This is a genomic window from Streptomyces sp. NPDC034099, assembly GCF_055575415.1.
Genome location: NZ_JBVISR010000005.1, coordinates 83,491 through 102,241, shown reverse-complemented (window position 1 = coordinate 102,241; position 18,751 = coordinate 83,491). Strand labels below are relative to the sequence as shown.

At 74.1% G+C, this 18,751-nt stretch carries 14 protein-coding genes; 9 read left to right on the top strand and 5 right to left on the bottom strand.

All coding sequences use genetic code 11. The features are described 5' to 3' along the window. Positions 1–6: 6 nt before the first annotated feature. Entirely contained in the window at positions 7–2,241 is a 2,235-nt protein-coding gene (locus ACZ56V_RS16205) for a serine/threonine-protein kinase (RefSeq protein ID WP_468942817.1), read from the top strand. Between the two features lie 60 nt (positions 2,242–2,301). Then, the gene (locus ACZ56V_RS16200) at positions 2,302–3,873 is read left to right on the top strand and encodes a phytoene desaturase family protein (RefSeq protein WP_468942814.1); all 1,572 of its coding nucleotides are present in this window, start codon (positions 2,302–2,304) and stop codon (positions 3,871–3,873) included. A gap of 96 nt (positions 3,874–3,969) precedes the next feature. Here ACZ56V_RS16200 and ACZ56V_RS16195 read toward each other — a convergent pair whose 3' ends face one another. After that, entirely contained in the window at positions 3,970–5,745 is a 1,776-nt protein-coding gene (locus ACZ56V_RS16195; RefSeq protein ID WP_468942812.1) for a serine hydrolase domain-containing protein, read from the bottom strand. Between the two features lie 172 nt (positions 5,746–5,917). Here ACZ56V_RS16195 and ACZ56V_RS16190 point away from each other — a divergent pair, with 172 nt between their 5' ends. The 6 genes from ACZ56V_RS16190 (at position 5,918) to ACZ56V_RS16165 (ending at position 10,842) form a co-directional block, all read left to right on the top strand. After that, positions 5,918–7,426, top strand: a complete 1,509-nt coding sequence (locus tag ACZ56V_RS16190; RefSeq protein WP_468942809.1) for an acyl-CoA synthetase — start codon at positions 5,918–5,920, stop codon at positions 7,424–7,426. A gap of 50 nt (positions 7,427–7,476) precedes the next feature. After that, positions 7,477–8,382 (top strand): alpha/beta fold hydrolase, encoded by a 906-nt coding sequence (locus ACZ56V_RS16185; RefSeq protein WP_468942806.1) that lies wholly within the window; start codon positions 7,477–7,479, stop codon positions 8,380–8,382. A 37-nt stretch (positions 8,383–8,419) separates the two neighbouring features. After that, positions 8,420–8,662 (top strand): DUF397 domain-containing protein, encoded by a 243-nt coding sequence (locus ACZ56V_RS16180; RefSeq protein WP_030182473.1) that lies wholly within the window; start codon positions 8,420–8,422, stop codon positions 8,660–8,662. 83 nt (positions 8,663–8,745) lie between these two features. Beyond that, positions 8,746–9,648, top strand: a complete 903-nt coding sequence (locus ACZ56V_RS16175) for a universal stress protein (protein WP_468942803.1) — start codon at positions 8,746–8,748, stop codon at positions 9,646–9,648. 35 nt (positions 9,649–9,683) lie between these two features. Further along, positions 9,684–10,286, top strand: a complete 603-nt coding sequence (locus tag ACZ56V_RS16170) for a CGNR zinc finger domain-containing protein (RefSeq protein ID WP_398910265.1) — start codon at positions 9,684–9,686, stop codon at positions 10,284–10,286. Between the two features lie 58 nt (positions 10,287–10,344). Further along, a complete protein-coding gene (locus ACZ56V_RS16165; protein WP_003971896.1) occupies positions 10,345–10,842 on the top strand; it encodes a hypothetical protein in 498 nt (165 codons plus the stop codon). Between the two features lie 22 nt (positions 10,843–10,864). Here ACZ56V_RS16165 and ACZ56V_RS16160 read toward each other — a convergent pair whose 3' ends face one another. Both ACZ56V_RS16160 and ACZ56V_RS16155 read right to left on the bottom strand, forming a co-directional pair. Continuing rightward, a complete protein-coding gene (locus tag ACZ56V_RS16160) occupies positions 10,865–12,802 on the bottom strand; it encodes an N-acetylmuramoyl-L-alanine amidase (protein ID WP_468942799.1) in 1,938 nt (645 codons plus the stop codon). 292 nt (positions 12,803–13,094) lie between these two features. Beyond that, complete coding sequence (locus ACZ56V_RS16155) at positions 13,095–14,237, bottom strand: aminoglycoside phosphotransferase family protein (protein WP_398910261.1); 1,143 nt, start codon at positions 14,235–14,237, stop codon at positions 13,095–13,097. Between the two features lie 297 nt (positions 14,238–14,534). Between ACZ56V_RS16155 and ACZ56V_RS16150 the strand changes: the two genes are divergently transcribed. Continuing rightward, complete coding sequence (locus ACZ56V_RS16150; RefSeq protein WP_468942797.1) at positions 14,535–16,055, top strand: DNA-binding protein NsdB; 1,521 nt, start codon at positions 14,535–14,537, stop codon at positions 16,053–16,055. 35 nt (positions 16,056–16,090) lie between these two features. Here ACZ56V_RS16150 and ACZ56V_RS16145 read toward each other — a convergent pair whose 3' ends face one another. Next, positions 16,091–17,389 carry a PAS domain-containing protein gene (locus ACZ56V_RS16145; RefSeq protein ID WP_467384032.1) on the bottom strand — a complete coding sequence of 433 codons (1,299 nt, stop codon included), beginning with the start codon at positions 17,387–17,389 and terminating at the stop codon, positions 16,091–16,093. 271 nt (positions 17,390–17,660) lie between these two features. Next, the gene (locus ACZ56V_RS16140) at positions 17,661–18,680 is read right to left on the bottom strand and encodes a Gfo/Idh/MocA family protein (protein WP_398910255.1); all 1,020 of its coding nucleotides are present in this window, start codon (positions 18,678–18,680) and stop codon (positions 17,661–17,663) included. Between the last annotated feature and the right edge of the window lie 71 nt (positions 18,681–18,751).

Sequence of the window (18,751 nt, the reverse complement as noted above, 5' to 3'; positions counted from 1 at the left end):
GAAGTCATGGGGGACGACACGCTGATCCAGGGCCGGTACCGGCTGCTCGAAAGGATCGGGCGCGGTGGCATGGGTGAGGTGTGGCGGGCGCGGGACGAGTCACTGGGCCGCCGCATAGCCGTCAAGTGCCTCAAACCACTGGGCACGCGGCACGACCACTCCCTCACCCGCGTCCTGCGGGAGAGATTCCGGCGCGAGGCCCGGGTGGCCGCCGCGCTCCAGCACCGCGGCGTGACCGTCGTCCACGACTTCGGCGAGTGGGACGGCGTGCTCTTCCTCGTCATGGAACTGCTGGAGGGGAACGACCTGAGCCGGCTCCTGGAGAAGAACAAGGGCCATCCGCTGCCGGTCGCCGACGTCGTCGACATCGCCGAACAGGTCGCCTCCGCGCTCGCCTACACCCACGAGCAGGGCATCGTCCACCGCGACCTCAAGCCCGCGAACATCGTGCGGACCGCCGACGGCACCGTGAAGATCTGCGACTTCGGCATCGCCCGGCTCGGACACGACGGGGGCTTCACCGCCCGGCTGACCGGCACCGGCATCGCCATGGGCACCCCGCACTACATGTCGCCCGAACAGATCGGCGGCGACGAGGTCGACCGGCGCAGCGACCTGTACTCCCTGGGCTGCGTGCTCTACGAGATCGCCACCGGCGTCCCGCCGTTCGACCTCGACGACGCCTGGGCGATCCTCGTCGGCCACCGCGACACCGAGCCCGCACCGCCCCGGACCCGCCGCGCCGAACTGCCCGGCTACCTGGAACGGATCATCCTGGACCTGCTGGCCAAGCGGCCCGAGCAGCGCCCGGACGACGCCCGCGAACTGGGCCGCCGGATCACCGCCGGACGCGCGGCACCCGCGCCGGTGCCGGCCCTGGCGACCACCCGGCCGCGGACGCCCCAGCCGGTCGGGGTCCGCACCGCGCTGCCGTCCTGGACCCGCGGCATGACCACCGGCCACAAGGCGACCGGCACCGCCCTGCGCGCCACGCCCCCGGACCCCGGGGCGGGCCTGTCCGGCGCGTGGCTCCCGCGGCCCGCCGGTGACCGGCCCGTCGGCGCCCGCACCACCGAGGACGCCCCGGGCGAGCCGCCGGACCCGGCGCCCGAGACCGTCGCCGGGCTGGCCGCGCGCCACCGGACGGGACTGAGCCTGGGCCGGCTCGGCCGCTGGGAGGAGGCCGGCGGGATACACCGCGCGGTCGCCGCCGAGCGCGAGCGCCTGCTGGGCCCCGACCACCCCGACACGCTCGCCAGCCGCTACGAGGCCGCCTTCACCCTCGGCCGCACCGGTCACCCCGCCGAGGCGCTGCGCGCGTACAAGGGCGTCGCCGAGGCCAGGATCAGGACGCTGGGAGCCGATCACGCCGACACCCTCGCCGTCCGTCAGGAGATGGCCTACACCCTGGGCCGACTGGGCCGCCACACCGACGCCCACAAGGTGTACACATCGGTCCTGACAGCCCGCGAGCGCACCATGGGGGCCGACCATCCCGACACCCTGCGCTGCCGGCACAACCTGGCCTTCAACCTCGGGCGGCTCGGCCGCACCGAGGACGCCCACCGGACGGCCCGCGAGGTGGCGGCGGCCCGGGCCCGCGTGCTCGGCCCCGACCACCCCGACACCCTCGTCACCCGCTACGAGGTGGCCTACGAACTCGGGCGGCTGGACCGCTGGCAGGAGGCCCTGGCGACCTACCGCGACGTCGCCGGCGCCCGCGCGCGAGCCCTCGGCCCCGACCACCCCGACACGCTCGCCGCCCGCTACGAGACGGGCGTCGCCCTGGGCCGCCTCGGCCGCTGCGCCGAAGCGCTGGCCGTGTACCGGGAGCTGATCGACGACCGCGCCCGCGCCCAGGGACCCGAGCACCCCGAGACCCTGCGCGCCCGGCACGGCCTGGGCGTCAACCTCGGCAGGCTGGGCCGCTGGGAGGAGGCCCTGGCCGAGGCCCGCGAGGTGTGCGCGGTCCGCGCCCGCGTCCTGGGCCCGGACCACCCGGACACCCTGGTCAGCCACCGCGAGGTCGCCGTCGCCCTGGGCTGGCTCGGCCGCTGGTCTCCCGCCCTCACCGAGTACCGCCTGGTCGCCGCCGCCCGCGAGCGGGCCCTGGGCCCCGACCACCCCGACACCCTCGTCGCCCGCGACGACGAGGCGCACTGCCTGGAAAGGCTCGGCCGCGCCGCCGAGGCCGTGGACCTGTACCGCAGGGTCGCGGCGCTGCGCGGGGCGGCACGCTGAGCGCGGACGGTGCCCGACGGCGGGCTGGCCGCCCCCGATCGGGCCGTGTTACCAAGAGCCATGACGACCCCGCCCCGCACCTCCCGCACCTTTGACGCCGTCATCGTCGGCGGCGGCCACAACGGCCTGGTCGCCGCCGCCTACCTGGCCCGGGCCGGGCGCTCCGTACTGGTCCTCGAACGGCTGGACCACACCGGCGGAGCGGCCGTGTCCACGCGGCCGTTCGCCGGGGTCGACGCACGGCTGTCGCGCTACTCGTACCTGGTCAGCCTGCTCCCCAGGAAGATCGTGCGGGACCTCGGCCTGGACTTCCGGGTGCGTGCGCGCACCGTCTCCTCGTACACGCCCGTGGAGCGCGCCGGGCGGAACACCGGGCTCCTCGTCGGCGGGGGCGAGCGCCGCACCCGCGAGTCCTTCGCCCGGCTCACCGGTTCGGAGCGGGAGTACGCCGCATGGCAGCGCTTCTACGCCATGACCGGCCACGTGGCCCAGCGGGTCTTCCCGACCCTCACCGAACCGCTGTCCACCCGGGACGAACTGCGCCGCCGGGTCGACGACGAGACGGCCTGGCGGGCCCTGTTCGAGGAGCCGGTCGGGGTCGCCATCGAGGAGCACTTCGCCGACGACCTGGTCCGGGGCGTGGCCCTCACCGACGCGCTGATCGGCACCTTCGCCGACGCCCACGACCCCTCGCTGGTCCAGAACCGCTGCTTCCTCTACCACGTGATCGGCGGCGGCACCGGCGCCTGGGACGTGCCGGTCGGCGGCATGGGCGCCCTCACCGACGCGCTGGCCGACGCGGCCCGCGCCGCCGGTGCCGTGCTCGCCACCGGTCACGAGGCGGTGCGGATCGACGCGGACGGGCACACCGCCGAGGTCACCTACCGCTCGGCCGACGGCGAGTACGTCGCCGCCGCCCGCCACGTCCTGGTCAACGCCTCCCCGCAGGACCTGGCGGCGCTCACGGGCCAGGCGCCGCCCCCGCCCGCCGAGGGCGCCCAGCTCAAGGTGAACATGCTGCTGACCCGGCTTCCGCGGCTGCGCGACCCCGAGGCCGACCCGCGCGAGGCCTTCGCCGGAACCTTCCACATCGCCGAGGGCTACGGCCAACTGGCCGCCGCGCACGCCCGGGCGGCCGCCGGTGAGCTGCCCGACGCGCCGCCCTCCGAGATCTACTGCCACTCGCTGACCGACCCCACGATCCTCGCCCCCGACCTGGCCGCCAGGGGCATGCACACCCTCACCCTGTTCGGCCTGCACACACCGGCCCGCCTCTTCGCCCGGGACAACGACGCCGTACGCGAGGAACTGCTGAAGTCGACCCTCGCCCAGCTCGACGCCCACCTCGCCGAGCCCCTGGCGGACTGCCTGGCGACCGACGCCGACGGGCGGCCCTGCATCGAGGCCAGGTCGCCGCTCGACCTGGAACGCGACCTGCGGCTGCCCGGCGGGAACATCTTCCACCGCGAGCTGTCCTGGCCCCACGCCCAGGAGGGCACCGGCCACTGGGGAGTGGAGACCGGGCAGGCGAACGTCCTGCTGTGCGGCGCGGGCGCCGTGCGCGGGGGAGGGGTGAGCGGGGTGCCGGGACACAACGCGGCGATGGCGGTGCTGGACGGCACCGGGGGCTGAGGGCGCGTGCGCGGGGCGATGCAGAAAGCCGTCTTCAACGGCTGGCGGACCCGCCCGGTCCCCGTGACCCGCCCGGTCCCACGGGACCAGGACCGGCTAGTCGGCCGACGCCGTCCATCCCACCGTGTCCACGCGTGCCGCGTCCGCCGGGCGCGCGTCGTGGAACAGGACGTCGCCGGCCGCCTCCACGCGCAGCCCGTCGACGTATGCCCCGCGGCCCACGTACAGCCGGTCCGTCGTGTACCGCCAGCGCAGGGCGAGGCCGCGCGCCGCCGGGAGTCCGGCGTTCAGCCGGTGCCAGACGCGCCCCGACCAGCCGGTGGCCGAGCCCTCCGGATGTTCCCGGGGCGCCTCGCCGGGACGCGTGGTGGTGAACGGCACGGGCCGCCACCCGGCGCCGCCGTCGGTCGACGCCTCCAGGACCAGGGTGTCCGACCCGGGCTCGGTGTCCCACCACAGCGCGCAGCGCAGCCGGGCCCGGCCGGCCGACGTGTCCAGGGCGGGCAGCGTGAGCGTGGCCGTGACGGAACCCGCCGTCCCCGAGAACCACGCCGTGCGCCCGTGGGCCGGACGGACCGGCACCGCCCGTGCCAGGTTGGTGCCCGCCGCCACCCGGGGAGCCGACCCGGAACGCCAACCGCGCACCGGGTGGACGGAGTTGCCGAGCACGACGAGGAACGAGTCGGTCGTCGGGTCCAGCACCAGCGAGGTGCCCGTGAAACCGGTGTGCCCCGCCGTGCGCGGTGTCGCCATCGCGCCCATGTACCAGTGCTGGTACAGCTCGAAGCCGAGGCCGTGCTCGTCGCCCGGGAAGTCGGTGTTGAAGTCGGTGAACATCAGCTCCACCGACTCCGGCCGCAGGATGCGGGCCCGCCCGTAGGCGCCGCCGTTGAGCAGCGTACGGCCGAGGACCGCGAGGTCCCACGCCGAGGAGAACACCCCGGCGTGACCGGCGACGCCGCCCAGGCTGAAGGCGTTCTCGTCGTGCACCTCGCCCCACACCAGACCGCGGTCCAGGCCGGACCACGGCTTGCGGGCGTCCTCGGTGGCGGCGATCCCCGGCCGCCAGGAGGCGGGCGGGTTGTAGCGGGTGCGGGTGAGACCGAGCGGCTTCGTGATCTCGTCGCGCAGCAGCACATCCAGGGCGCGGCCCGTGACCCTCTCCAGCACCAGCTGGAGCGAGATCATGTTCAGGTCCGAGTACAGGTACGCCGTGCCGGGGGCGTTCACCGGCGCCTCGTCGTAGACGAGCTGGACCTTCTCCTCGTACGTCGGCGCGCTGTACAGGGGGATCCACGCCCGGAAGCCCGAGGTGTGCGTGAGCAGATGACGGACCGTCACGGTCTGCTTGCCCGCCCGGCCGAAGTCGGGCAGGTACGAGGCGACCGGCGCCTCCAGCTCCAGCGCGCCCCGCTCCAACTGCTGCACGGCGAGGATCGAGGTGAACAGCTTGGAGATCGACGCGAGGTCGAACACCGTGTCCCGGGCCATCGGGATCTGCTCACCCGCCGGGAACTCCACGCCGGTGTCGGTCGCCTCGTCGTAGGACCGGTAACGGACCGCCATGCCGATCGGTTCGTGCAGCGCCACCGTGCCGCCCCGCCCGGCGAGGAGCACGGCGCCCGCGTACCACGGGTGCACGGGCGACGGGCCGAGGAACGTCTCGGCGTCGGTGACGAGCTGACGCAGATGGCCCGGGAGCAGTCCGGCGCGTTCCGCCGTGCCGTGCCGCAGAGTGGGGCGGCGGCCCCGGCCGGACGCGGCCTCGGCCGGCCCGGCCGCGAACGGAGCGATGGCCAGGGCACCCCCCAGGGCCAGGGCACCGGCGCCCAGTTGACGCCGTGTGAATCCGTTCGTCGCCTGACCGGCCATCGAAGAGTCTCCCGCCGCCGAAGCTGAAAGTATCTTTCCCGGATCGCCGTGCGGAGTGAAACTTTCCTGTCAGTGACGGGTCGTGTCAATGGGGCGTACGGAGCGGACGCGATGAGCCGGCGGGCCGGACGCACCGCTTGACCCGTCCCCGCCACCGGCCGAGGATCAGGTCATGACGCCCGGACACGGCAGCACCGGCAGCACCGTTGACGGGACGCTGCGGCGCAGCGCCCGACGCACCCCGGCACGCGTCGCGGTGGAGTACCGCGACCGCTCCTGGACCTACGAGGAGCTGGACACCGCGGTCTCCCGCGCGGCGAGCGTCCTGCGGGCCGAGGGACTGTCCCCCGGCGACCGGGTCGGTGCCTACGGCCACAACTCCGACGCCTACCTGATCGCGTTCCTGGCCTGCGCCCGCGCGGGCCTGGTGCACGTCCCGGTCAACCAGAACCTCACCGGCGACGACCTCGCCTACCTCGTCGGCCAGTCCGGCAGCACCCTGGTCCTCGCCGACCCCGGCCTCGCCGCCCGGCTCCCCGGCGGGACCCGCACCCTGCCGCTGCGCGACACCGACGACTCGCTCCTGGCCCGCCTCGCGTCGGCGCCCGCGTACGACGGCCCCGAACCGGGGGCCGAGGACCTGGTGCAGCTGCTCTACACCTCCGGCACCACCGCGCTGCCCAAGGGCGCGATGATGACCCACCGTGCGCTGGTGCACGAGTACGTGAGCGCCATCACCGCCCTGGACCTCGGCGCCGGAGACCGCCCCGCGCACGCGCTCCCGCTCTACCACTCGGCGCAGACCCACGTCTTCCTGCTGCCCTACCTCGCGGTCGGCGCGACCAACATCCTCCTGGACGCGCCCGACGGCGACCGGCTCTTCGACCTGATCGAAGCGGGCCGCGTGGACAGCCTCTTCGCACCGCCGACCGTGTGGATCGGCCTCGCGAACCGCGCCGACTTCGCCACCCGCGACCTGGACGGCCTGCGCAAGGCCTACTACGGCGCGTCGATCATGCCGGTGCCCGTGCTGGAGCGGCTGCGCGCCCGCCTGCCGCACCTCGCCTTCTACAACTGCTTCGGCCAGAGCGAGATCGGCCCCCTCGCCACCGTCCTCGGCCCGGACGAGCACGAGGGCCGCATGGACTCCTGCGGCCGCCCCGTCCTGTTCGTCGACGCGCGCGTGGTCGACGAGGACGGCAAGGACGTGCCCGACGGCACACCCGGCGAAGTCGTCTACCGCTCCCCGCAGCTGTGCGACGGCTACTGGGACAAGCCCGAGGAGACCGAGGCCGCCTTCCGCGACGGCTGGTTCCACTCCGGCGACCTCGCCGTACGGGACGCGGACGGCTACTACACGATCGTCGACCGCGTGAAGGACGTCATCAACTCCGGCGGCGTCCTGGTGGCCTCCCGCCAGGTCGAGGACGCCCTCTACACGCACGACGCCGTCGCCGAGGCGGCCGTGATCGGCCTGCCCGACGAGCGGTGGATCGAGGCGGTCACGGCCGTCGTCGTCCCGCGCGGCGAGGTCACCGAGGACGAACTCATCGCCCACGCCCGTGAGAGGCTCACCGCGTTCAAGGCACCCAAACGCGTGCGGTTCGTGGACGCCCTGCCGCGCAACGCCAGCGGAAAGATCCTCAAAAGGGAACTGCGGGACCGCTTCGCCGGCTCCTGACCCGACAACTCCGTTGCGCGGCGCGGCGGCGGCCGGTGAGGATCGGCGCCATGCAGACCTTCACCGCGTACGACGGGACCCGCCTCGCCTTCCACGTGCGGGGCGAGGGCATCCCGCTGGTCGTGCTGCCGGGCGGGCCGATGCGCGCCTCCACCTACCTGGGCGACCTCGGCGGTCTCGCCGAACACCGCCGGCTGGTTCTCCTCGACCTGCGCGGCACCGGCGACTCCGCCGTCCCCGACGACCCGGCGACGTACCGCTGCGACCGGCTCGTGGACGACGTGGAGGCACTGCGCGAGCACCTCGGCCTCGAACGCGTGGACCTCCTCGCGCACTCGGCCGGGGGCAGCCTCGCGATGCTGTACGCCGCCCGCCACCCGGCACGGGTGTCCCGCCTCGTGCTGGTCACCACCACCCCCTGGGCCCTGGACATGCCGCCGACGGCCGAGGACCGGCTCCGAGCGGCGCTCCTGCGCGCGGACGAGCCCTGGTTCGAGGAGGCCATCGGGCCCTTCCGGGCCTGGCTGGCCGGGACCGGCGACTTCGATCCGGCGTTCGCCCCCTTCTTCTTCGGCCGCTGGGACGACACGGCCCGCGAACATGACGCGCGTGCCTACGAGGAGAGCAACGACGAGGCCGGCGACGTCTACCTGTCCCCGGAGGCCTTCGACCCGCCCGCCACCCGCGCCGCCCTCGCCCGCTGCCCCGCCCGGGTCCTCGTCCTCGCCGGTGAGCGCGACGGCAGCCCCGCCCCGGACCTCGCTGGCCGCCTGGCCGAGGTGTTCCCGCACGCCGAACTCGCCGTCCAGCCCGGTGCCGGGCACTATCCGTGGCTGGACGATCCGGGGTGGTTCGCCCAGCGGGTCGCCGCCTTCCTCGAGCCGGACGGGCCTCCCTCGCATTTCTTCGCAAAGCACTCCCCACGTGGCCTGTCGGCGGTCCGACCCGATCGCTAGGCTGGCCGCGCACGACGCAACCGGGAGGAGCACGGACGTGGCCGAGAGCACCACCCACCAGCGCCCGCTCATGGGCTGGGACAAGCCCGAGCTGGATCTCAGCAACGCGCAGTGGCAGTCCAGCAGCCGGGGCCTGGGGGATGTCCAGATCGCCTTCGTCGAGGGGTTCATCGCCATGCGGAACAGCGGCAGCCCGCAGAGCCCCTCCCTGATCTTCACCCCGGCGGAGTGGGGCGCGTTCGTGTCGGGAGCGCGGGAAGGGGAGTTCGACCTCACGTAGACGCCGCGGGGTGCGCCGACCGGCCGAACCCGGGTGTTCGGTCCGCCGCCGGGGGGAAGTCCGTACTCCGGAGGTGAGGACCCATGAGCACCCTGCCGGTCATCGCGGCGGTCGACGGTTCCGACGACGGCCTGCGCGCCCTGGACTGGGCGCTCGACGCCGCCCACCGGCGCGAGGCACCCCTGCGGGTGGTGCACGTCCGCCAGTACGCCGCCTGGGCCCAGACCGACGTCCTCGTCGCGGGCCCGCCGGACACCGCCGAGGACCCGGCGCTCGACCAGGCACGCGCGCACCTTCAGGGGCGGGCCTTCGCCGTGCCGACGGAGTACGTGGGCATGGAAGGCGTACCGGGCGCCCTGCTGCCGGAACTGGGCGCCGACGCGCAGCTGCTGGTCCTCGGCTCCCGCGGCAGGGGCGGCTTCACCGGCCTGCTGCTCGGCTCCAACGGCATGGCCGCCGCCCGCGACGCCGAGTGCCCCGTCGTCGTGGTGCCCCGCCCCGGACGCGAGGGCCCCGGCAAGACACCCGCCGAACCCGGTCCGCGCGTGGTGGTCGGCCTCCACGTGGACAGCCCCGACGACGCCACGCTGACCTTCGCCTTCACCGAGGCCGAGCTGCGCGGCGCCCGCCTCCAGGTGGTCGCCGCCTACCCGTGGCCGGTGCAGACCTGGGCCGCGGCGGGCCAGATGATGCCCCTGGTGATCGACGAGGTCTCCGTCGAGAGCGAGACGCGGGTCCTGGCCGACGGCCTGCTCGCCCCCTACCGCGGACGCCACCCCGACGTCCGGGCCGACACCCACGTCGTGCCCGGCGACGCCGCCGGAAACCTCGTCGCGTCCGCCAGGGACGCCGACCTGGTCGTCGTCGGCCGTCACCGCCGGCGCCTGCTGGCCCCCGCCCGCATGATGGGCTCGGTCACCCACGCCGTGCTGCTGCACGCGGCGGCCCCCATCGCGGTGGTGCCACCGGCTCCCCCGGAGGAGTGACACCCGGCCCGTGCGGCGTGCCTATCATCGGCCCCATGCAGGACTCGCCCGGCACGGACGCCCGGATCGCGCTCGACCTCGCGCTGACCGTACGGCACGACGGACACGGCGGGATCGCCGACGACCTGGCCGACCCCGCCGGACTCACCGCCTGGGTCTCCGCGCACCCCGGCGTCCTGCCCGACGCCGCGGACTTCGCGGCCGACGCGTCCGCCCTGGCCGCCGTACGCGACGTACGGGCCGCCACCCGCGCCCTCTTCGCCCTCGCCGTGCGCCCCGGCGAGCCGAGCCCCGCCGACGCCGCCCGGCTGCTGCCCGTACCCCAGGCCCTGCGGCTCCTGAACGAGGCCGCCGCCCGTACCCCCACGGTCCCCGTCCTGGCCTGGGCCGACGCCGCCGAGCCCGTCGTGCGCGCCGCGCCCGCCGAGGGCACGCGGGCCGACCTGGCCGCCGCCCTCGCGCGGGCCGTGATCGGCTTCCTCGCGGGACCCGACCGGCAGCGGCTGCGGGCCTGCCACGCACCGCGCTGCGTGCGCTACTTCCTCAAGGAGCACCCGCGTCAGGAGTGGTGCAAGCCCTCCTGCGGCAACCGGGCCAGGGTGGCCCGCCACCAGGACCGGCACCGGCGGACCGCGTAGCCCGGCCGGGCGGCCGCCCGCACGTCGCCCGGGGCCCCCGGCCACGTACCATTGCGGCATGTCGTTCCTCCGCCGCCGCAGCGCCACACCCGCCGGGCCCGACTTCGACGTACTGGCCATGGACCCGGGCGACTGGCCCGGCAACCTCGGCGCCGGTCTGCTGCCCGCGCCCGACGGCAGCTGCCAGGGCGTCTTCCTGCGCTACGACCTGTTCGGCGGCCGCGGCCCCGCGATGATCATCGGCAACCTCCCGGACGGCTCCCCGGCCCGCGAGGTCCCCGAGGGCGAGATCCCCTTCGAGGTGGCCCAGCTGCTGCTCGCGCTGGAGAACGACGAGGAGATCACGGTCGTCGGTGCCGAGGACGTCCCCGTGATGCAGGGCGACAACCTGCTCATCGTGCGCCGCCTCAAGCTCTCCGAGAGCCGGATCTCCTGCGTGCAGTTCGACCGCAGCGACGGCGTCCTGGTGACCATCGCCGCCTGGGACCGCCCCATCACCGACGACCTGTACGCCCTGCTGAAGCCACTCCCGGCGGAGCTTTTCCAGCAGGGCTGAGACCCGGCTCCCCGACCAGGCGCTACCGCACGGCCGAGACCGTCACATCGGCTGCGCGCACGTACGCGACCCGGTGGCCGTACTGGATCTCGTAGTACTGGTCCTTGCCGGTCACCACCCGGTGGGAGGCCTCGTCGAAGGTGACCGCGTAGTAGTACTCGCCGGGCACCTTCTCACCGACCACGTACTTCTGCCCGGCGGGCAGGGTGTACGGCAGCGGCGACACCGCCTGGGCGGGCACGTCCGCCGGGTAGGCGGCCTTCTCCGGGTACGCGCGCCCGTACACCGGGACGCTCTCCAGACCCTTCCTCGGAGTGAGCAGCCGTCCCGACGCGGGCACCGCCGCCGGGCTCCCGGCCGGGTTGTGGAACCACGCCTTCTGACCCAGGTACCAGATGGCCGTCCATTCGCCCCAGCGGTCGGCCACCGCGTACTGCTGGCCCGTGGAGACCCGGGAGGACAGGTCGTTCACTCCGGTCGTGGGGGTGGTGCCGAGACCGATGTCCTTGATCAGCGGCGCGTTCACGTCGTGGTCGGAGTACAGCCGCACCTCGCTGGAGCCATGCTCCGGGCAGGGCACTCCCGCCGTCTCGCAGCCGGTGTACGCGGGCCGGTTGGCGTCGTAGTCGGGGCGGATCGTCACCAGGGCGGACTTCTTGCCGGCGGTCGGCTCGAAGGGGCGGCCGAGCAGCTGGAAGTAGTGCCGCCAGTCCCAGTACGGGCCCGGGTCGGTGTGCATGCCCGGGATCGTCGCCGTGGTGGTGCCGGGCACGTTGTCGTGGCCGAGGACGTGCTGCCGGTCCAGCGGGATGTCGTACTTCTTCGCCAGGTACTTCACCAGCCGCGCCGACGACCGGTACATCGCCTCGGTGTACCAGGCGTCCGGTTCCGCCAGGAAGCCCTCGTGCTCCAGGCCGATCGACCCCGCGTTGACGTACCAGTTGCCCGCGTGCCAGGCCACGTCCTTGGCCTTCACATGCTGGGCGATGTGGCCGTCGGTGGAGCGCAAGGTGTAGTTCCAGGACACATAGGTGGGGTCCTGGACCATGTTGAGGACGCCGTTCCAGGTGCCCTCCGTGTCGTGCACGACGATGTAGCGGATGCGCTGGGAGGCCGGCCGGCTGCCCAGGTCGTGGTTGCCGTAGTCGCCGTCGCCGAACTCCTCGTACGGCGCGGGGACCCACTCGCAGGACACCGACGTCGGGCACTCCGTGCCGGCCGCGGACGCGGCGCGCAGGCCCGCGTCGCCCAACTGAGAGACGTCCGGTGCCACGTCGGGGCGGGCGGCCAGGGAGACCCGCTGGCCGGCGTCCGTGGTGCGCCGCTCACCTGTACGGATGATGTCGTACACGTCGTTCGCGTACGCCGCCGCCGTCGCGGAGTCCTCGGCACCCGAGAACCGGGCCACCGCCGCGTACCAGTGGGCCGGGTCGGCACTGAGCGGCTCACCCAGTTCCCGCTGTGCGGCGGCGAGCAGCGCGGCACCGCCGGACACGTTCGCGGCCGGGTCCGTGCGCAGCGCCTCGGCGCTCAGTCCGGTCAGCTCGGCGGCCCTCGGCAGTGTGGTCAGCCTGGCCGGCAGGTCGGCGGACGGCGCGGCGGCACCGGCCTTCGGGTGCAGCGCGGCGCGTGCGTCGTCGCCGCGCGGGTCCTCGGAGTCCTCGCCGTGGAGCGACGTCCCGGCCAGGGCGGTGCGGGCGTCGGTGAGGTGCAGCGGACCGTAGCCGCCGGTCACACTCGGCGCGCCGCCGTGCGCGTCCCAGCGGGACTGCAGGTAGGAGACGCCGAGCAGGACGCTCTGGGGCACGTGGTACTCGGCCGCCGCGGTGGCGAACGCCCGCTGGAGGCGGTCCGGGGCGGGTGGTGCGCCCGGTGGTGCGGCGGCGGACGGTGCCGCGCCGAGCAGCGGCAGCAGCAGAGCCGCGGTGGCCAGGGCGGGCACGACGGGGGATCCTCGCAAAGCGGCCTCCTGTGACGGTCGGGCAGGACGGGGCGTGGCGGGGTGCGGGGCCGGGCGTGGGTCAGTGGTACCCGGCGGTCGGACGATCCGTCAATCATGCCGTCATGGCGGCGATTTCCCACGTCAGCAAGGGGTTCGGCGAGTTTCGTGGCGGCGGCCCACCGGCCTGCGCGGCGTCAGTGGCGTACACCAATGGCCCCTGCAGACACCCGGGCGGCGCACATACGAAAACCGCGGTGCGCCCCACCCGGGGGGCGCACCGCGGACCGTCGTCTTCCTCTCGTCCCCGTCGTCAGCGCGTGCCGACCGCTGCCCGCACGGCCCGCCGGGCCATCTGGCAGTCGTCGTGCAGTCGGCGCAGCAGCAGCCGCTGCTCCTCGCCGGTCGGCGCGGCACCCGGATGGGCCGGCGCCGACGGCGCAGGGACCGTGTCGTGCATCGAACGCTGCACGGCCGTCTCGTACGTGCGGATCTCCCTGGTCAGTACGAGCATCAGGTTCACCAGGAAGGCGTCACGTGCCGCCGTGCCCGACGACTGGGCGATCTGGCTGATCTGACGGCGGGCCACCGGGGCGTCGCCGAGGACCGCCCACAGGGTCGCGAGGTCGTAGCCCGGCAGGTACCAGCCCGCGTGCTCCCAGTCCACCAGCACCGGACCGGCCGGTGACATGAGAATGTTGGACAGCAGCGCGTCACCGTGACAGAACTGGCCCATGCCCTGGCGGCCGCCCGCGTGGGCGATGCCGTGCAGCAGCTTCTGCAGGTCGCCCAGGTCCCGGTCGGTGAGCAGCCCCAGCTCGTGGTAGCGGGAGATCCGGGCCGCGTAGTCCAGCGGCGCGTCGAAGGTGCCGGCCGGCGGCCGCCACGCGTTGAGTCGGCAGACCGCCCCGATGGCCGCCCTGATGTCGGCCCGGGGCGGGGCCTCCAAGGGGTGCCGCTGCAGCGCCGCCACCCGTCCGGGCATCCGCTCGATGACCAGCGTGCCGTTGTCCGGGTCCGCCGCGATCAGTCTCGGCACCCGCACCGGGGGGCGCTGCCGGACGAACGAGCGGTATGCCCCTATCTCGTGCCGGCTGCGTTCCGCCCATGCGGGGGAGTGGTCCACTAAGCACTTGGCCACCGCCGTGCTGCGCCCGGTCGTGCCGACCAGGAGCACGGACCGCCCGCTGCGTCGCAGTACCTGCACGGGGGAGAACTCGGGGCAGATCCGGTGCACGGCGGCGATCGCCGTGCGCAGTTGGGCCCCCTGGGGGCCGGACAGGTCGATTCTTCCGCTGAGCGGCTGGGTGCCGGGCCCCGCGCCGAGCCGCGCCCTGCCGGCCCCGAGCACCGGGGCCGCCGGACGGGCGGGGGCGAGATAGGGGCCGCCACCCGCCGTCGGGCGGGGGTGCAGCGAGCGCTGCGGGGCGGACACGGAGGACGATGCTGCGTACATGGGCGAGACAGATCCCTTCGTGTGCCTGCTGTGCCTGTCTGAAGAGGTACCGGTCCGGTCCGGCCCGTTCGCCGGCGGAGGGCGCCTCTTCCGAAAGCCGTCGCGCCGCCCGACCGGCCGTCCGGGGCCACCCTGGGGAGTACCCCCACGGCGACCGGGTCGGGGTGGCGCATTCCTACCTGACACCCGGCCGCCCGTGGCACACCATCTGGCGCACCCTGGCGAACGGTGGCGAATAGTCGCCCGGCAACCCGCACGGGGCTACTGTCAACTCAGCCGAGAACCTGGGGGCTTGACGTGAGCGGAGAACCCAACACCCGTCTTTCGGACCTGTTCGGCCTGGCCGGCTGGTCCAAGGGCGAACTCGCGAGGCTGGTCAACCGGCAGGCGGCGGCCATGGGCCACCCCCAGCTGGCGACCGACACCTCGCGGGTGCGGCGGTGGATCGACATGGGAGAGATCCCGCGCGATCCGGTGCCGCGGGTGCTGGCGGCCCTGTTCACCGAGCGTCTCGGCCGTGTCGTGACCATCGAGGACCTCGGTCTGGTCCGGCACGGGCGTGCGGGGAAACGGCCACCCGGCGGGAGCGAAGAACATCCCGACGGCGTGCCGTGGGCGCCCGAGCGGACTGCGGCGGTCCTCACCGAATTCACGGGAATGGACCTCATGCTCAACCGACGCGGCTTGGTGGGCGCGGGCGCCGCGCTCGCCGCGGGCTCCGCACTCAGCAGCGCCATGCACGACTGGCTGCACACCGATCCGGCCCTGGCGGCCGACGCTCCCGTCCCCCACCGACCCCTGCACGCCGACCCCGCCGGGTTCGACCGTTACGAGGCCGCCCCCATCGGGTCGCAGGAAGTGGAGGAACTGGAGCGCTCGGTCGAGGTGTTCCGTGCCTGGGACGCCGCCCGCGGCGGCGGTCTCCAGCGCAAGGCCGTGGTGGGCCAGCTCAACGAGGTGGGCGGCATGCTCGCCTACCACCACCCACCCCATCTCCAGCGGCGCCTGTGGGGCGTTGCCGCCAACCTCGCCGTCCTCGCGGGCTGGATGTCGCACGACGTCGGCCTGGAACCCACGGCCCAGAAGTACTTCGTCATCGCCGCGCACGCCGCGCGCGAGGGCGGCGACCGGCCCCGGGCGGGCGAGGCGCTCTCCCGGGCGGCCCGTCAGATGGTGCACCTGGGGCGTCCCGACGAGGCCCTGGACCTCATGAAGCTTGCCCAGTCCGGCTCCGGCGAGCAGGTACTGCCACGCACCAAGGCCATGCTGTACACCATCGAGGCCTGGGCGCAGGCGTCCATGGGCAAGGGCCAGGCGATGCGCCGCACCCTGGGACGGGCCGAGGACCTCTTCGTCTCCGACAAGGCGGACGTGCCGACCCCGGACTGGATGCAGACGTTCAAGGAGGAGGACCTGTACGGCATGCAGGCCCTGGCCTACCGGACGCTCGCCGAGTTCGAACCGGGAGCCGCCGCGCACGCCCAGCACTACGCGGACAAGGCCCTGGCCCTCAGGATCGACGGCCGGCAGCGGTCGAAGATCTTCGACTACCTGTCGATGGCCTCCGCCTGCTTCATCGCCGACGACCCCGAACAGGCGGACCGGTACGCGCGTCTGGCCCTGGTGTCGATGGGGTCCAACTCCTCCCAGCGGACCTGGGACCGACTGCGCCAGATGTACCGGCTCACCGCCGAGTACGCCGGTTACCCGAAGATCCAGAAGCTGCGGGAGGAGATCAAGGTGGCCCTGCCGAAGGTCAAGTCACCCGGCAGGTCACCCAGGGGGAAGGGGCCGGGCGGCACCGTCGCGCCTGCGTAGGCGCCGACGCCCTTCACGCGGGACTCCCGCAGCTCTTACGGCGTCACCCGGGCCATCAGCACACAGGCGTCCCCACGGCCCGGAAACCCGCCGAGCTCCCGTGTCACGATCCGTACGCCGTCCTGGGCGGAGCCCGCCCCGGTCAGGCGGGGGGCCAGCGAGAGGAGGAGCTCCACGGCCGCCGGCTCGAGTGCCCCGGTGTGCAGGAGCAGCAGGTCGCCCGCTTCCAGGGTCGCCTCGGCCTGCCCGGACGGCCCGTCCCGTCCGGTCAGCCCACGCCCCGTTCCGCCGCGGAAGAGCAGCGGGGCGGGGCCTGAGGCGCGGGCCCAGGTCAGGGTGCGGGTGTCCGGCCGGAAGCCGCAGTACACGGCGTCGTGCACCGGCGGCAGGGCCGTGGTCCGGAGCAGTTCGGCCAGCCGGTCCCGGAGCCGCGCGGGCCTGGTACCGGCCAGCGCCAGGCCGCGCAGGGCGCCGATCAGCACCGACGGGCCGTGCGCTTCGGTCTCCGGGCGACCGAGGTCGCCGACGGTGAGCAGGGTTTCGTCGCCGGCTCCGAGCGGACACGCGTCGTACCACCCGTCGCACCGGAGCCGCAGAGCCGTCGCGGACGTCGGCGGGAGGTGAGCGGCGGCCAGGTCCAGGCCGGGCCGTCCCGCCTCCGGGAACCGCAGCAGACCGTGCCAGGGCGGCGGCGGAGGGTGCCGGAGCGAGTCATGGGTCTCGCTCACCGCCCGCTGGCTGCGGCGCAGTTCGCTCACGTCCCGGAGAACCGCCCACATCGAGGCGGTGCTGCCGTCGGCGTCCAGGACGGGCTCGCCCATCATGTGCACCGTGCGTACCGTTCCGTCGGGGCGCACCACGCGGAACTCGCCGTCGATGGGCCGGGCGTCGACGAGACAGTCCGTGACCATCGCGGTCAGCTTCGGGCGGTCCTCGGTGAGTACCAGGGACGGGAGCTCGTCGAGGCTGAGCGGGACGGACGCGGGGTCGCGGCCCAGGATGCGGAAGAGTTCCCCGGACCACTCGGCCTCGTCCGTCAGCAGGTTCCACTCCGCGCTGCCGACCCGGCTGAGCAGGGAACCGGCGCGGGGCGCGGGTGCGGGGCCGTCCCGCAGTTGCGCCAAGTGCGCGTCGAGATCGGTGAGTTGGTGCAGCGCCAGATCGTACAGGGCACGCTGCCAGCGTCCCCGGGAGTCCGTCGCGTCGTCCTGGCTGTCCCGCCGTACCGCGTCCACGTCGCCCCGCAGCCGCCGGGCCTGCGATATGAGCGCCTCGACCGAGCCGGGTCCCGGTGGCTGGGCGGCCGGGTGGTCCGCGGAGAGATGGGACGACATGACGCACTCCGATGTGCTGACGGTACGACCAAGGGGAACCGAGGCTGACGGAAGGACCGTTACGACTGTTGCACAGCCCGCCATGCCCCGTAAGGGATTCGGCAACACACGATACGGTGGTGCTTCCGGCATATGCCACAGTCTTCCCGGGGGGACTCGGCTACGCGCTCGGCGTACCCGTGGTCCGGGGCAAGTCGTAGGGTCACTACGGGACTTGGATGGGTTCGGAATCCCGAGGCGTCGTCGCTCTGACGTTCGCCGGACCCTTGTTCTATGCCGGGCCGTGGAGGGCTGGACGGGGCGCCAGTTCGACGGGCGTACGGGCGCCCGTCTCCAGCGCCCGCACCCCGGCCTCGGCGACCGCCGCCGCCGCGTACCCGTCCCAGGCGCCCGGCCCGGTGACCCGGCCCCGACGGGCGGCGTCCACCCAGCTCCGCACCTCGCGGTCGTAGGCGTCCGCGAACCGTACGAGGTAGTCCTGCGCCACCTCCTCCCGCGCGCCGCCCGCGGCCGTCACCACCATGGTGTGCGCCGCGCCGATCCGGGCGCTGCCCGCCTCGCAGACGGCCTCGCAGCGCACCTCGTAGCCGAAGCCGCAGTTGACGAAGACCTCCACGTCCACCACGGCGCCGCCCTCGGTCTCGAGGAGCACGAACTGCGGATCGAGCAGGCCCTCGGGCGCACCGGCCGACGGCCGCGGACGCAACACGGTCACCGCGCTCACCTCCTGGCCGAGCAGCCAGCGGGCCGCGTCGATCTCGTGCGAGACGGAGCTGTTGACCAGCATCGCCGAGGTGAAGTGCGGCGGGGAGGAGACGTTGCGGTGCACGCAGTGCAGCATCAGGGGCCGGCCGAGGCGTCCGCCGTCCAGGAGAGACTTCAGGCCCTGGTACTCGGCGTCGTACCGCCGCATGAACCCGATCTGCGCCAGCCTCCGGCCGAGGCGCGCCTCCGCCTCCACCACCCGCAGCGCACCCGCGGAGTCCGGCGCCATGGGCTTCTCGCACAGCACCGGCAGCCCCCGCGCGAAGGCGGCCAGCAGGGCCTGCTCGTGCGCCTCGCCGGGCGAGGCGATCAAGACCGCCTCGACGCCCGGCGCGTCCAAGGCGGCCTCGGCGTCCGTGTGCACGACGACCCCGGCGATGCCGCCCACGGCCTCCTTCGCCCGCTCGGCGTCGGGGTCCGCCACCGCGACGACCCGGGCGCCACTCACCACCCGGTCGAGACGTCGTATGTGGTCGGCACCCATGTGTCCCGCACCCAGGACCGCCACGCCCAGAAGTTCACTCACGCCGCGCCCGCTCCTTCGCCGTCCGCCGCGCACCCGCGAGCAGCGGGTGCGTGTACGGCGAACAGGCTTTC

Coding starts and splice junctions, on each gene's coding strand:
- ACZ56V_RS16205 (WP_468942817.1), top strand. CDS start 7: ATGGGGGACGACACGCTGATCCAGGGCCGGTACCGGCTGCTCGAAAGG.
- ACZ56V_RS16200 (WP_468942814.1), top strand. CDS start 2,302: ATGACGACCCCGCCCCGCACCTCCCGCACCTTTGACGCCGTCATCGTC.
- ACZ56V_RS16195 (WP_468942812.1), bottom strand. CDS start 5,745: ATGGCCGGTCAGGCGACGAACGGATTCACACGGCGTCAACTGGGCGCC.
- ACZ56V_RS16190 (WP_468942809.1), top strand. CDS start 5,918: ATGACGCCCGGACACGGCAGCACCGGCAGCACCGTTGACGGGACGCTG.
- ACZ56V_RS16185 (WP_468942806.1), top strand. CDS start 7,477: ATGCAGACCTTCACCGCGTACGACGGGACCCGCCTCGCCTTCCACGTG.
- ACZ56V_RS16175 (WP_468942803.1), top strand. CDS start 8,746: ATGAGCACCCTGCCGGTCATCGCGGCGGTCGACGGTTCCGACGACGGC.
- ACZ56V_RS16170 (WP_398910265.1), top strand. CDS start 9,684: ATGCAGGACTCGCCCGGCACGGACGCCCGGATCGCGCTCGACCTCGCG.
- ACZ56V_RS16165 (WP_003971896.1), top strand. CDS start 10,345: ATGTCGTTCCTCCGCCGCCGCAGCGCCACACCCGCCGGGCCCGACTTC.
- ACZ56V_RS16155 (WP_398910261.1), bottom strand. CDS start 14,237: ATGTACGCAGCATCGTCCTCCGTGTCCGCCCCGCAGCGCTCGCTGCAC.
- ACZ56V_RS16145 (WP_467384032.1), bottom strand. CDS start 17,389: ATGTCGTCCCATCTCTCCGCGGACCACCCGGCCGCCCAGCCACCGGGA.